Origin of the sequence: Streptomyces physcomitrii, assembly GCF_012273655.1 — a bacterium.
GTDB lineage: Bacteria > Actinomycetota > Actinomycetes > Streptomycetales > Streptomycetaceae > Streptomyces > Streptomyces physcomitrii.
Genome location: NZ_JAAWWP010000030.1, coordinates 53060 through 65746 on the forward strand (window position 1 = coordinate 53060; position 12687 = coordinate 65746).

Here is a 12687-nt window from a genome sequence, read left to right on the forward strand (position 1 = left end):
GTGCCTCTGAACCCTCGCGCCCGCCTGTCGGCTAGAACCGCTCCCCCGGCCCCACCCGCCGGTACGCGGCACGGGCGTTGACGATCCGGGCCAGTGCGGTGCCGACCACGGTGGAGAGCAGCAGGCAGCTCAGCCAGGCCGAGTCGCGGGAGGCGGTCCAGGTGAGGGTGCCGGCGGGCGGGATCGCGAAGCCGTTGAGGAAGAGCCAGCACAGCAGGGCGGTCCCCGGCGCGGCGTCCATCCGGGAGCACAGGCCCAGTACGGCGGCGAAGAGCGAGAGCACGAGGAGCGCCAACGCGGGCCGCAGGCCGACCAGATGGTTGAGCACGGCCACCAGGATGAGCGCGCCGGTGGAGGCCGCCGCCCAGACCACCGGGTTGGCGACCGGCTCGGGAACCGACCGTGCCCCGGTACTGATACGCACCCACTCGATCCTGCTCATGACCCGATTCTCCTGTCCTACGCCGCTTCCCGGTACGGGAGTCGCCCACCCCGGCGCGGATGCGCCCCCGCGGGAACCGTGCGGCACCGCCGCCACAACGGGGCAGCCCGGATGTCCCCTGGCATCCGTGGGGGCACTTTCTCACTGTTCCGCCCGTCGTGGCCGCGGAATCGGCACCGCTGTCCGAGACGCTCCGGGGAACGCCGGAAAACCCCCGGTCCGCGGGGCTTCGATGCGGTGAACTCCCCTTCCGAGGAGGCCTCCCGGGGCCGCGGACGGAGAGTTTTCCACAGGCTCGGGCCGCCCCCGACGGGAAACGGTACGGGCTGGCATGATCGGGTGCCCAGGAGCGGAAGGGGGCCGAGGTGGCCGAGGGAGAGGGCAGGCGGGTGCTCGTCGTGGACGACGAACCGGCGCTGGTCGATGTGCTCGCGACCTCGCTGCGCTTCCTCGGCTACACGGTCGACGAGGCGGTGGACGGGCGCGCGGCCCTGCACGCGGCGCGGGAGAACCGGCCGGATCTGGTCCTCCTCGATGTGATGCTGCCCGACATGGACGGCTTCGAGGTGGTCCGGCGGCTGCGCGCGGGCGGCAGCGGGGTGCCGGTGGTCTTCCTCACCGCCCGGGAGAGCGGCAAGGACGTCGTCACCGGGCTCGACCTGGGCGCCGACGACTACATCACCAAGCCCTTCCGGCTGGACGAGGTCGCCGCCCGGGTCCGCGCGGTGATCCGCCGCACCGGGGCGGCCGCCGCCCCGCAGGTGCTGCGCTGCGCGGACCTGGAGCTGGACACGGCCACCTACGAGGTGCGGCGCGGCGGCGTCCTGGTCGACCTCTCCCCCACCGAGTACCGGCTGCTGCACTGCCTGCTCCTCAACCGCGGCCTGATGCTGACCAAGGAGCAGCTGATGGACCGCGTCTGGGACTACGGGGAGGGCGACCCGGCGGTGCTCAAGACCTATGTGTCGTATCTGCGCCGCAAACTCGACGCGCTCGGCGAACCGCTGATCCACACCCGGCGCGGGGTCGGCTACATGCTGCGCGAGCCGGAGCCGGAGGGGACATGAGGCGGCCCCCGCTCCCCCGCTCCCTGCGCGGCAGGCTGCTGCTCGCCCTCCTCGCGGCGGTCGGCGTGGTGCTCCTCGCGGTGGCCGCCTTCGTGTACGCCACGATGCGGGACTACCTCCTCGACCGCACCGACACCACCGCGCGGGCGGTGCAGCAGCGCGTGGTCCAGCAGATCAAGGAGGGCGAACGCCCCGGGGAGGGCCTCGGCACCGGCGCCCGGATGCTGGGCAGCACGGGGTACTTCATCGAGATCCGCGAACCCTCCGGCGCGATACGCCCCTTGGCGCCCCAGCTGCGGGATCCCGGGGCGGCGCCGCCCGAGGTGCCGAAGCCGCCGCGCGGCACCGGCGGCTCCCCGGTGACGGTCTCCGCCACGGACGGCTCCGGCCCCGGCTACCGGCTGCTGAACCGCAAACTGCCGGGGCGCCAGGGCGTCCTGGTGGTGGCGGTGCCGCTCACCGCCGTCGACGACGCGCTGGAGCGGCTGCTGCTGATCGAGGGTGCGGGCGCCGCGGCCGGTCTCGCCCTGGTCGCCGGGGCCGGATTCTGGATCGTACGGCGCGGGCTGCGGCCGCTGGAGGCGATGGCCCGCGACGCGGACGCGATCTCCCGCGGTGAAGCACCCTTGCGCATACGGGAGTCGGCGGAGACCGAGGTCGGGCGCCTCGGCCTCGCGCTCAACACGATGCTGCAGAAGCAAGGCGAGGCCTTCGCCCGCCAGGAGGGCATGCAGGAGCGGCTGCGCCGCTTCGTGGCGGACGCCTCCCATGAACTGCGCACCCCGCTCAGCGCGGTACTCGGCTACACGGACCTCTACGCGCAGGGCGCCCTGCCCGAGGAGCACCAGCGCGCCCAGGCCGTGGGCCGCATCGGTGACGAGGCGCTGCGGATGTCACGCCTGGTGGACGACCTGCTGCTGCTCGCCCGCCTCGACGCCCGGCGCGAACTGCGGGCCGAGGAGGTCGATCTCGCCCGTCTGGCCCGGGAGGCCGTCGAGGCGGCCCGGGTGGTCGACCCGGAGCGGCGGCTCGGCTTCGAGGCGGAGACCCCGGCCTATGTCACCGGCGACGAGGACGAACTGCGGCGGCTCCTGGACAATCTGCTCGCCAACGTCCGGGTGCACACCGCCCCGGGCACCCCCGCCGAGGTGCGCCTCACCGCGGAGAGCGGCGGCGGGATACGTATCGAGGTGACCGACCAGGGCGAGGGCATTCCGCCGGAGGCCCTGCCGCATGTCTTCGACCGCTTCTACCGCGCCGAAGCGGGACGCCGCACCCGCGGCAGCGGCCTCGGTCTCGCCCTGGTCGCCGCGGTGGCGGCCGCCCACCGGGGCCGCTGCCTGGTCCGCAGCGCCCGCGGGCAGGGCACCACGGTCACGGTGGAGCTGCCGGGGAGCGTAGCGGCGCAGGGGAGTTGAGGCGGGAGCCCGGGGCCGAGGTGAGCGGACGGACCGCGCCCGCGGGCCCGTAACCGGGAGCCGGGAGCCGCCCGGAGAGCGCGCTCAGAGAAACGCCAGGGTCTTCTCGTGGCCGTCGAGGATCTGCCCCGGCTCGGTGTCGAGCACCCGGTCCAGGAGGGTGGCGTACACATCGCGGAAGTCCGTGGTGGTGCTGAGGTCGCCGTCGACGAGCTTGGCCAGGCTGGGCTGGTCCCCGTAGAAGCCGCCGCGTACCGGTTCGCCGAGGAGGAAGACCGGGCCCGCCGTGCCGTGGTCGGTGCCCTGACCCGCGTTGGCCTGCACCCGGCGGCCGAACTCGGAGTGGACGGCGACCACCACCCGCTTGCCCGCTTCGGTGCGCCGGATCCGGCCGAGGAAGGCGGAGAGGTCCTTGTCGAGCTGGCCGAGCAGCCGGGACTGGGTGCCCTTCTCATTGGCGTGGGTGTCGAAGCCGCCGAGGCTGACGCAGTAGACCCGGGTCCGCGCGCCCGAGGCCAAGGCCCGCTCCACCAGGCCGAGTTGGGCGGCGAGCCCGCTCTGTCCGCCCGCCGAGGCGCCGTCGGCCGGCTTGTCCTCGTCCTCGTCCTCCTCCTCGGGGCTCTGCCGCCCGTCCTGGTCGGAGCCCTCGCCGTCCTCGCCCTTGCCCTTGCCGTTCTTCTTGTCGCCGCCCTTGCCGTCTCCGGAGCCCTGCTCCTCGTCCGCGGCAAAGGCCTCGTTGACGCGGACCAGGTCACCGAGGGTGGCGGCGGCGCGCTGCTGGAGCGGATGGACCCCGGCCTGTTCCGCGGCGAGGTGGGTGCACACCGTCTGCCAGGCGTCCGGCAGCCGCGCCCGGCCCAGGGAGACCGCGGCCCCCGAGACCTTCTCCCCCGCGAGCACCGGCGGCAGGGTGGCGCCGAGCGAGACGGCGGTCAGCGGATCCGGCTTCGACTGGGCGTCCAGCCAGCGCCCGAGCCAGCCGGTGGGCGCGGGGCTCTCCGGGGAGGCGGTCTGCCAGATGGCCATGGACCGGAAGTGGCTGTGGTCCGGCTTCGGGTACGAGACCCCCCGGACCACGGCGAGCCGCTTCTCCTTCCAGAGGCCGTGGAAGCCCTTCATGCCGGGGTTCAGGCCCAGTTCCTCGCCGAGCGGCAGGACCTCGTCCTCCCCGTAGGCGAGGTCGGGGCGGGCCTCGCGGTAGTGCGGATCGGCCGCGGGGACAACCGTGTTGAGACCGTCGTTGCCGCCGTACAGCGTGACCAGGACGAGTACGCCCCCCTCGCCTCCGGCCCCCTCGCCGTCACCGGAGGCAAGGAGTTCACTCGCCGAGTAGGCGGCGCCCCCGGCCAGCAGCACCCCGGCCGCGGACACTCCGCTGGCCTTCAGAAAACGCCTGCGCGTCCAGGTGTCCACGGTGGTCCTCACCGGCTTCCTCCTCGTTCGCCTTGATGCTTGTTCGCTTTGGTGCTTATCCGTCTTGGTGCTGGTGCGTCTTGGTGCTGGTGCGTCTCGGTGCACGTTCGTCTCGGTGCACGTTCGTCTTCGTGCCTGTTCTTCTTCGCGCTCATTCGTCTTCCGGCCTGTTCGTCTCCGGGCCGTCCGTCTCCGGCCTGTCCGTCCGCGGCTCTGCCGTTGGAGACCGCGGCTCCGCCGTCGGGAACTGGCGCTCAGGCGAGGACGCTGTACTCCGGGCTGGTCAGGGCGATGGCCAGGCTCCGGGCCGGATCGGCGGAGGCGTCGACCAGTACCGCGCGGGTGCTCTTGCTCCACTCCCGGACGCCGAGCAGCCGCGCCAGTGCCTCGGGACGCTCCCCCGCCGTCTCCTTCCGGATCGCGGCCATCGCCTCCGTGTCCCGGGCGGCGCGGGTCACGTACTGGGCGAAGGTGAGGCGCGACTGGGCCGCGGCCGTGGTCAGCCAGGCCGGTCCCGAGGGCCAGCCGCCGACCGAGGGCGGCGCGAAGGGCGTCTGGCCGAGGCCGCCGAGGGAGCGCAGCAGCACCCGCCCGCCCTGCTCGGGGAGTCGGCGCGGGCGCAGGCCGAGGAGGCGCAGCGTCCCGACGACGTACTCGACGGGCTGTTTGACGAGGACGTTGTCCGGGTCGGTGAAGGCGGGGTCGGTGAACAGGGCGCGCAGCATCGCGGTGATGTCGCGGCGGGCGCCGAAGGCCTCGGTCAGCCGGTCCAGGCTGGTCCGGGAGGGGGCGTTCTCGGCGGAGACCAGCCAGCCCCACCAGCGGGTCGCCAAGTGCCGTGCGCAGTCGGCCTCTTCGGTGAGCAGGTCCACAAGGGCGCGGGCGTCCAGATCCCCGGAGTGGCCGAGCACCGTCCTGCTGCCCCCGGCGTGCCGGCGCGCACGGAAGCGGGCCCGGGGACCCTGCTCGGCGCGGCGGTCGACCGTCCAGCCGGTGAGCGCCTTCGCGGCCTCGCGGACATCGTCCTCGGAGTAGTTGCCGACGCCGAGGACGAACAGCTCCATCAGCTCCCGGGCGAGGTTCTCGTTGGGCGCCTCGGCGGTGTTCTTCGGGGCGTCGAGCCAGATCAGCAGGGCGGGGTCGCGCACCATGGCCCGGGCGAGGGTGCGGAAGTCACCGCCGCCGAGCCGCCGGAGGGTCTCGTTCTGCGCGAGCATCGCCTGACCCGAGCGCACCTTGCCGATCGAGGTGGCCCAGTGCCCGTGCCAGAGCAGCGTCCGCTTCTCCCGCCAGGGCCGCTCGGCGGCCACCATGCGGTCCAGCCACCAGAGCACGGCGTCCTCCCGCTGCCCGCGCAGCGCGGACCGGTAGGCCTTGCGGGCGTCCTCGTCCGCCGCCTCGCCGTCCTCTCCCCCGCCGTCCGCACCGGTGCGGGAGGCGTCCCGCGCGGCTGCGTTCCGTACGTCGTGCCGTACGCCGTTCCGTACGCCCCCGGCGGCATCCCGCTGGCCCGCCTTCTCCGAACTCCCCCTTTCCTCCTGGGACTTGGAGCCCTCTTCGGACTTGGGGTCCTTCTCGGACCTGGACCCCTTCTCGGGTTCGCCGGGCTTCTTGGGGCGTTCCGGGAGCGGGCCGAGGGCGGGGGCCGGGGTCGCGCCGGCGCCCGGGTCGTCGCCCTCGGCGAGCGCGGCGGCCAGCGTTTTCGCGTAGCCCGCTCGCGCGGCGGCGGTGACATCCGTGGCCGCGGCGGTGCCGAATCCGGTCCGTTGCAGCAGCCGCGCCACCCGGGCGTCGGCGTCGAGTTCGGAGGAAGCCATATGCCGACGGTGGCAGCGCACCGTGGGACAGCGGTGGGCCGCCGGTGGGAATCCGGTGGGAACGGACAGCCGGACCCCGCACTCCCGGCTTCCGCACTCCGGCACTCCCCCGGTCCCCCGCTCCCCGCTGCCGACTCCGGGCCCCCGGCTCCCGGCTCCCGGCTCCCGGACCGACCCTTGACCTGCCTGACGAGGTGTTATCGACTGTGCCGGTACAGCGGTCGGCCGGGCGGTTCAGGGGGCGTGCCGCACCGGGCCCGGGGACGGGAACGCCGGACGCGCCTGTCCCCGTACGTCCTCGACCGCCCCGCACCACCCCGAACCGCCGCCCCACCGATCGGAGACACCTTCCGTGAACGCAGCCGAGCCCGCGCCCCAGCCCGCGTCCGCACCGGGGAGCCGGGCCGCGCGCCCCGGCGAGGGCCCGTACGCCGAGGCCTTCCGGCAGAGTCTCGCGGCGCCGGAGGAGTTCTGGCTGGCGCAGGCCGGGGCCGTCGACTGGACCCGGCGGCCGACGAGGGCGCTGGACGGATCGGCGGCGCCGCTGTACCGCTGGTTCCCCGACGGCGAGCTCAACACCTCGTACAACGCGCTGGACCGGCATGTGGAGCAGGGCCGGGGCGAGCAGACCGCGCTGCTCTGGGACTCACCGGTGACCGGGGCGAAGGCGCGCTACTCCTATGCCGAGCTGCTCGACCTGGTGGCGCGCTGCGCGGGTGGGCTGCGCGCGCTCGGGGTGGCCAAGGGCGACCGGGTCCTGGTCTATCTGCCGATGGTGCCCGAGGCGGTGGTCACCATGCTGGCCTGCGCCCGGCTCGGCGCCGTCCACTCGGTGGTCTTCGGCGGCTTCTCGGCGAAGGAGCTGGCGGCCAGGATCGACGACGCGGCGCCGAAGGCCGTCGTCGCGGCCTCCTGCGGGATCGAACCGAACCGGGTGGTGGACTACAAGGCCATCGTCGACGAGGCCTACGCGCTCGCCGGACACCGCCCCGAGCACCTGGTGATGCTCCAGCGCGAAACCGCCCCGGCCACGCTCGGCCCCGGCGACACCGACTGGGCGGAGCTGCTCGCGACCGCCGAACCGGCGGCCCCGGTACCGGTCGCGGCCACCGACCCGCTGTACATCCTGTACACCTCCGGCACCACGGGCCGCCCCAAGGGCGTGCTCCGCGACAACGGCGGCCACGCGGTCGCGCTCACCTGGTCGATGCGGAACATCTACGACATCGGCGCGGGTGACGTGTGGTGGAGTGCCTCGGACGTCGGCTGGGTCGTCGGGCACAGCTACATCGTCTACGCGCCGCTGCTGGTCGGCGCGACCACGGTGCTCTACGAGGGCAAGCCGGTCGGCACCCCGGACGCCGGCGCCTTCTGGCGGGTGGCCGCCGAGTACGGGGTCAAGGCGCTGTTCACCGCCCCGACGGCCCTGCGCGCCATCAAGCGCGCCGACCCGGAAGGAGCGGCGCTCGCCGCGTACCGGCTGCCGTCCTTCCAGGCCCTGTTCCTCGCCGGGGAGCGCCTCGACCCGGAGACCTACCGCTGGGCGGGCGAGCGGCTCGGGGTGCCGGTGGTGGACCACTGGTGGCAGACGGAGACGGGCTGGGCGATCGCCGCCAACCCGCGCGGCCTGGAACCCCTGCCGATCAAGCCCGGCTCCCCCACCGTCCCGGTCCCCGGCTTCGACGTCCGCGTACTCGGACCGGACGGCGGCGAGTCCGGACCGGGCGAGGAGGGCGCCATCGCCCTGCGGCTTCCGCTGCCGCCGGGCGCGATGCAGACGCTCTGGGGCGACGACGAGCGCTGTGTGAAGGAGTATTTCGAGGCATATCCCGGCTACTACTCGACGGGCGACGGCGGTTACCTCGACGAGGACGGCTACCTCTTCGTCCTCGGGCGTACGGACGACGTCATCAACGTGGCGGGGCACCGGCTGGCGACCGGCTCCATGGAGGCCGTCCTCGCGGCGCATCCGGCGGTCGCGGAGTGCGCGGTGATCGGGGTCAGGGACGCGCTCAAGGGCCAGCTCCCGCTGGGGCTCGTGGTCCTCAAGGCGGGCGCCGAGGTGGCGGAGGACACCCTGCGGCGGGAACTCGTCGAGGCGGTCCGCCGGGAGATCGGCCCGGTCGCCGCCTTCCGCGAGGTGCTCGTGGTGGACGGCCTGCCCAAGACCCGCTCGGGCAAGATCCTGCGCAAGACCATGCGCCAGATCGCGGACGGCCGCCCGGCCGAGGTGCCCTCCACCATCGAGGACCACGCGGTACTGGAGGCACTGCGGCCCGCTCTTCAGCGGTAGCCGACGGCCGTTCTGTAGACGGCCGTTCTGGCCGGTCTGGCCGTTCTGTAGACGGCCGTTCTGGCCGGTCTGGCCGTTCTGTACACGCCGGATGGGTCTCGGTTCCGGCCGTGCTGCCTGAGCGGTGGGGACGGACCGCCGGGCGCCGCCGGACCACCGCTGCCCGCCGGGTGTCGCCGGACTGTCTCTGCCCGCCGGGTACCGACCGCCCTCGGGTCGCCGGGTGGTGCTCAGCCCCTCGCGCGCCCTGCCCGCCCCAGCGCCACGAGTTCCTCCTGGTAGTCGCCGTAGGCGGCGCGCAGTTCCCCGGCGGGCCAGTGCGGCGGGAGCAGGGCGGTGGGCAGTACCGGGTCGGCGAGGAGGTGGCGGACGGTGGCCGCGGCGAGGGTGAAGCGCTCGGCCGGGCGGTCCGCCGCCTGGAGCCGGTCGAGGAGGGCGGCTCCGGTGCGGGCCCAGCCGTCGAGATCCCAGAGGCCGTTCGCCAGAGCTTCGGGCTCACCCTCCGGCCGGGCGGTGAACTTCCGTACGAGGTCGTCGAGTTCGGGAGGCAGTGCGCGGTCCAGGTTCGCGGGGCGCAGCCAGAGGCCCTCGCGGAGTTCGGCCAGGCGCAGTTCGCTCAGGCGGGTGCGGAGCGCGGCGCGGTCGGCGGCGCTGCGTCCGGTGACCGTGACCGCGAGCATCTCCCAGCCGCCGTCCCAGTCGCGGGTGCGCGGGTGGATCGCCTCGTCCTGGCGCCGCTGCCGCTGGACGAGGCGGTCGCTGAGCCGGTAGGTGCCCTCGGCGCGCAGCAGGTCACCGGCGGCGACCATCCGGGTCAGGGCGACCCGCAGGGTCTGCTCGCTGATGTCGAACAGCTCGGCGATACGGACCAGTTCACGTACCGGGTGCTCCGGCGGATGGGAGCCGAGCAGGAGGCTCAGGACCACGGAACGTGCGGTGAGCGGCCGCAGTCCGAGCGCGTCCGCCGGGGGTGGAGCTGCCATGTCCGACCCCTTTCCGGCTGCCGTTCACCGTGCCTTCGGCCGGGCCCCCTCGGTCCGGGCCCGCCACGCCGCTGAGCTGCCGCGTTCCCGCGTCGCGCGGCCCTGGGGAGGCTATCAGCGGTCCGGGACAGCGCGCCGGACCGGCCCGAGCGAGCGGCGGGGGCAGGCGACCGGTCGGCATCGCGGTATCAGGGCATTGCGGCATTACAGTCTTGCTGCGGTCGCATCGTCAGCGTAATACTGGCCTCATGGTCACCCCACTGAGTACCGCGCGGCCCGACACGCACGAGGTCACCAACCAGCCGCCGCCGATCGCCCCGTACGACGCCTCGGAGGACGCCGCGCTCCTGGAGGGCCTGGAGCGTGAGGGTGCCGCCTGGGCGGTGCCGGACGTGCGCCGGCTGGGGCGGCTGGCCGGGAGCCCGGAGGCCCAACGGTGGGCGGAGCAGGCGAACACCCATGAGCCGGTGCTGCGGACCCACGACCGGTACGGCAACCGGATCGACGAGGTGGAGTTCCACGACAGCTGGCACCAGCTGATGCGGGTGGCGGTGGCCGAGGGCGGCGCCGGGGCCGCCTGGGCCGACGACCGGCCCGGCGCCCATGTGGCCCGCTACGGCGGGGCGCTGGTCTGGGGCCACACCGAGGCCGGGCACGGCTGCCCGACGGCGATGACGTACGCCGTGATCCCCGCGCTGCGCCAGCAGCCCGAACTGGCCGCGGTCTACGAGCCCTTGCTCACCAGCCGGGTGTACGACCCGGGGCTGCGGGTGCCGACGGAGAAACGCGGGCTGCTCGCGGGCATGGGCATGACGGAGAAGCAGGGCGGCTCCGATGTGCGGACCAACACCACCCTCGCCGAACCGGCGGGCGAGGAGGGGCTCTACCGGCTGCGCGGGCACAAGTGGTTCACCTCGGCGCCGATGTGCGATCTCTTCCTGGTGCTCGCCCAGGCGCCCGGCGGCCTCTCCTGCTTCCTGGTGCCGCGGGTGCTCCCCGACGGCAGCCGGAACACCTTCCGTATCCAGCGCCTCAAGGACAAGCTCGGCAACCGCTCCAACGCCTCCTCCGAGCCCGAGTTCGACGGGACGCTCGCCTGGCGGGTCGGGCCCGAGGGCCGGGGCGTCAAGACGATCATCGACATGGTCAACTGCACCCGTCTGGACTGCGTGGCGGGCTCGGCCTCGCTGATGCGCAAGGCGCTGGTGGAGGCCGCGCACCACGCCCGGCACCGCTCCGCCTTCGGGGCCCGCCTGATCGACCAGCCCCTGATGCGCAATGTCCTCGGCGATCTGGCCGTGGAGTCGGAGGCGGCCACCGCGCTCACCCTGCGTCTGGCGGGCGCGGCCGACCGGGCGGTGCGCGGCGACGAGGGCGAGCAGGCCTTCCGGCGCCTGGCGACCGCGATCGGCAAGTACTGGGTGACCAAGCGGGCGCCCGCCTTCACCGCCGAGGCCCTGGAGTGCCTGGGCGGCAACGGCTACGTCGAGGACTCCGGCATGCCGCGGCTGTACCGGGAGGCGCCGCTGAACTCGGTCTGGGAGGGCTCGGGGAACGTCAACGCCCTCGACGTGCTGCGCGCCCTGGCCAAGGAACCGGCCGCCGTCCAGGCGCTCACCGACGAACTGGCCCTGAGCCGCGGCGCGGACGCCCGACTGGACGCGGCGGTCACCCGGCTCGGCACCGAACTCGGCGACCTGGACGGCATCCAGGTCCGGGCCCGCCGCCTGGTCGAGCTGATGGCGCTCGCGCTCCAGGGCTCCCTGCTGGTCCGGCACGCCCCGGCGGCCGTCGCCGACGCCTTCTGCGCCACCCGCCTCGGTGGCGACGGCGGCTACGCCTTCGGGACGCTGCCGCACTCCGCGGACCTCGGCGCGATCCTCGGCCGAGCGGGACTGACCGAGCGGTGAGAGGCTCCGCGTATCCGCGATCCCGCCCCACTCCCCCGCACCCGCACCCGCACCCGCACCCGCACCCGCAGCACGGAGGCCCCGTATGACCGTGGACGTCGAGCGGCGCGGGCCGGTCACCGTGATCGGTCTCGACCGGCCCGAGGTGCGCAACGCCGTGGACGCCCCGCACGCCGCCGCGCTCACCGAGGCCTTCGAGGAGTTCGACGCCGACCCTGACGCGGCGGTGGCGATCCTGCACGGCCGGGGCGGGAACTTCTGCGCGGGCGCCGACCTCAAGGCGGTGGCCCGCGGCGAGGCGGTGGTCGGCCCGCCGGGTGAGGGCCCGGCGGGCATGGGCCCGACGAGGCTGCTCCTCGGCAAGCCGGTGATCGCGGCGGTCGAGGGGTACGCGGTCGCGGGCGGACTCGAACTCGCCCTCTGGGCCGACCTCCGGGTGGCCGACCCGGGGGCGGTGTTCGGGGTGTTCTGCCGCCGCTGGGGGGTGCCGCTGATCGACGGCGGCACGGTCCGGCTGCCGCGCCTGATCGGCCAGTCGCACGCGCTCGACATGATCCTCACCGGCCGCCCGATCGGCGCCGAGGAGGCCCTGCGCATGGGCCTGGCCAACCGGGTCAGCGCCCCGGGCGCCGCGCTCGACGAGGCCCTCGACCTCGCCGGTCGGCTGGCCCGCTTCCCCCAGACCTGCCTGCGTCAGGACCGGCTCTCCCTCTACGAGCAGCAGACGCTCCCGCTGCCGGAGGCGCTCGCCGCGGAGTGGCGGCACGGTGAAGTCTCCCTGGCCGCCGACACCTTGGCGGGGGCGGCCAGGTTCGCTGACGGCGGCGGACGGCACGGCGGCTTCGAGGAGGGGCCGCAACCGGCGAGCTGAGAATCCGCCGCCGGGGCCGGTCGGCCCGGGTACGCGCCCCGCCGGCGGCCGGAACCCGCCCCCGGCACCCCAACCGCCGCGCGCATCGGTCATATTGGTGTACGTGACACCGTCCCTGGACGGCCGGACCGGACCGGCGCCGGGCAGAGCGTTCCGCGGTCGCCCCGTCGAGGACACCGTGACGTAACAAAGCGCACAGACTCTTGCACTCGCGGGCCCAATAGGTCTATACCAATGTCAGGCCTAGTCGAGGGTGTCGCCTCCAGTGACGCGCGAACAGGTGCGCCCGCGGGACGTCCCGGGTCTCTCAGCCCTGCTCGGCTGACCCGCTCGTACCGCGCGGCGGACCGGCGGCACCCGGTCCCGCTCACGTCCAGGAGAAGGCGAGAACTCGGCAGTGTGTAGGTGTTCCCAGCGGCGGCTATCGCGTAGAGACCAGGACCGGTAGATCATGGAGCATGGTAAGTACCGTT

At 74.1% G+C, this 12687-nt stretch carries 9 protein-coding genes; 5 read left to right on the forward strand and 4 right to left on the reverse strand.

Annotated features, from left to right (window positions below; translation table 11 throughout):
• Positions 1-31 precede the first annotated feature (31 nt).
• Positions 32-442 carry a hypothetical protein gene (locus HFV08_RS29385; RefSeq protein ID WP_168543619.1) on the reverse strand — a complete coding sequence of 137 codons (411 nt, stop codon included), beginning with the start codon at positions 440-442 and terminating at the stop codon, positions 32-34.
• A gap of 365 nt (positions 443-807) precedes the next feature.
• Between HFV08_RS29385 and HFV08_RS29390 the strand changes: the two genes are divergently transcribed.
• Complete coding sequence (locus HFV08_RS29390) at positions 808-1509, forward strand: response regulator transcription factor (RefSeq protein WP_168543620.1); 702 nt, start codon at positions 808-810, stop codon at positions 1507-1509.
• The gene (locus HFV08_RS29395; RefSeq protein ID WP_168543621.1) at positions 1506-2927 is read left to right on the forward strand and encodes a sensor histidine kinase; all 1422 of its coding nucleotides are present in this window, start codon (positions 1506-1508) and stop codon (positions 2925-2927) included. The genes HFV08_RS29390 and HFV08_RS29395 overlap by 4 nt, the downstream gene beginning before the upstream one ends.
• 84 nt (positions 2928-3011) lie before the next feature.
• Here the strand turns inward: HFV08_RS29395 and HFV08_RS29400 are convergent, their stop codons facing one another.
• Positions 3012-4352: a DUF1501 domain-containing protein gene (locus HFV08_RS29400; RefSeq protein WP_312885880.1), complete on the reverse strand. Its 1341-nt coding sequence runs from the start codon at positions 4350-4352 to the stop codon at positions 3012-3014.
• A gap of 242 nt (positions 4353-4594) precedes the next feature.
• A complete protein-coding gene (locus HFV08_RS29405; RefSeq protein ID WP_168543622.1) occupies positions 4595-6157 on the reverse strand; it encodes a DUF1800 domain-containing protein in 1563 nt (520 codons plus the stop codon).
• A 352-nt stretch (positions 6158-6509) separates the two neighbouring features.
• Here HFV08_RS29405 and HFV08_RS29410 point away from each other — a divergent pair, with 352 nt between their 5' ends.
• Positions 6510-8450 (forward strand): propionyl-CoA synthetase, encoded by a 1941-nt coding sequence (locus tag HFV08_RS29410; RefSeq protein WP_168543623.1) that lies wholly within the window; start codon positions 6510-6512, stop codon positions 8448-8450.
• Positions 8451-8680: 230 nt separating this feature from the next.
• On the opposite strand, the gene HFV08_RS29415 is transcribed toward HFV08_RS29410, so the two are convergent.
• Positions 8681-9433, reverse strand: coding sequence for a PaaX family transcriptional regulator C-terminal domain-containing protein (locus HFV08_RS29415; protein ID WP_168543624.1), 753 nt, complete (start codon positions 9431-9433; stop codon positions 8681-8683).
• A 248-nt stretch (positions 9434-9681) separates the two neighbouring features.
• Between HFV08_RS29415 and HFV08_RS29420 the strand changes: the two genes are divergently transcribed.
• Both HFV08_RS29420 and HFV08_RS29425 read left to right on the forward strand, forming a co-directional pair.
• Positions 9682-11343 (forward strand): acyl-CoA dehydrogenase family protein, encoded by a 1662-nt coding sequence (locus tag HFV08_RS29420; protein WP_168543625.1) that lies wholly within the window; start codon positions 9682-9684, stop codon positions 11341-11343.
• 85 nt (positions 11344-11428) lie between these two features.
• Complete coding sequence (locus tag HFV08_RS29425; protein ID WP_168543626.1) at positions 11429-12214, forward strand: crotonase/enoyl-CoA hydratase family protein; 786 nt, start codon at positions 11429-11431, stop codon at positions 12212-12214.
• The last annotated feature ends 473 nt before the right edge of the window (positions 12215-12687 follow it).

Excerpts from the sequence above, each read along its gene's own strand:
- HFV08_RS29425 (WP_168543626.1), top strand. The coding sequence starts at position 11,429 with ATGACCGTGGACGTCGAGCGGCGCGGGCCGGTCACCGTGATCGGTCTC.
- HFV08_RS29405 (WP_168543622.1), bottom strand. The coding sequence starts at position 6,157 with ATGGCTTCCTCCGAACTCGACGCCGACGCCCGGGTGGCGCGGCTGCTG.
- HFV08_RS29415 (WP_168543624.1), bottom strand. The coding sequence starts at position 9,433 with ATGGCAGCTCCACCCCCGGCGGACGCGCTCGGACTGCGGCCGCTCACC.
- HFV08_RS29395 (WP_168543621.1), top strand. The coding sequence starts at position 1,506 with ATGAGGCGGCCCCCGCTCCCCCGCTCCCTGCGCGGCAGGCTGCTGCTC.
- HFV08_RS29385 (WP_168543619.1), bottom strand. The coding sequence starts at position 442 with ATGAGCAGGATCGAGTGGGTGCGTATCAGTACCGGGGCACGGTCGGTT.
- HFV08_RS29420 (WP_168543625.1), top strand. The coding sequence starts at position 9,682 with ATGGTCACCCCACTGAGTACCGCGCGGCCCGACACGCACGAGGTCACC.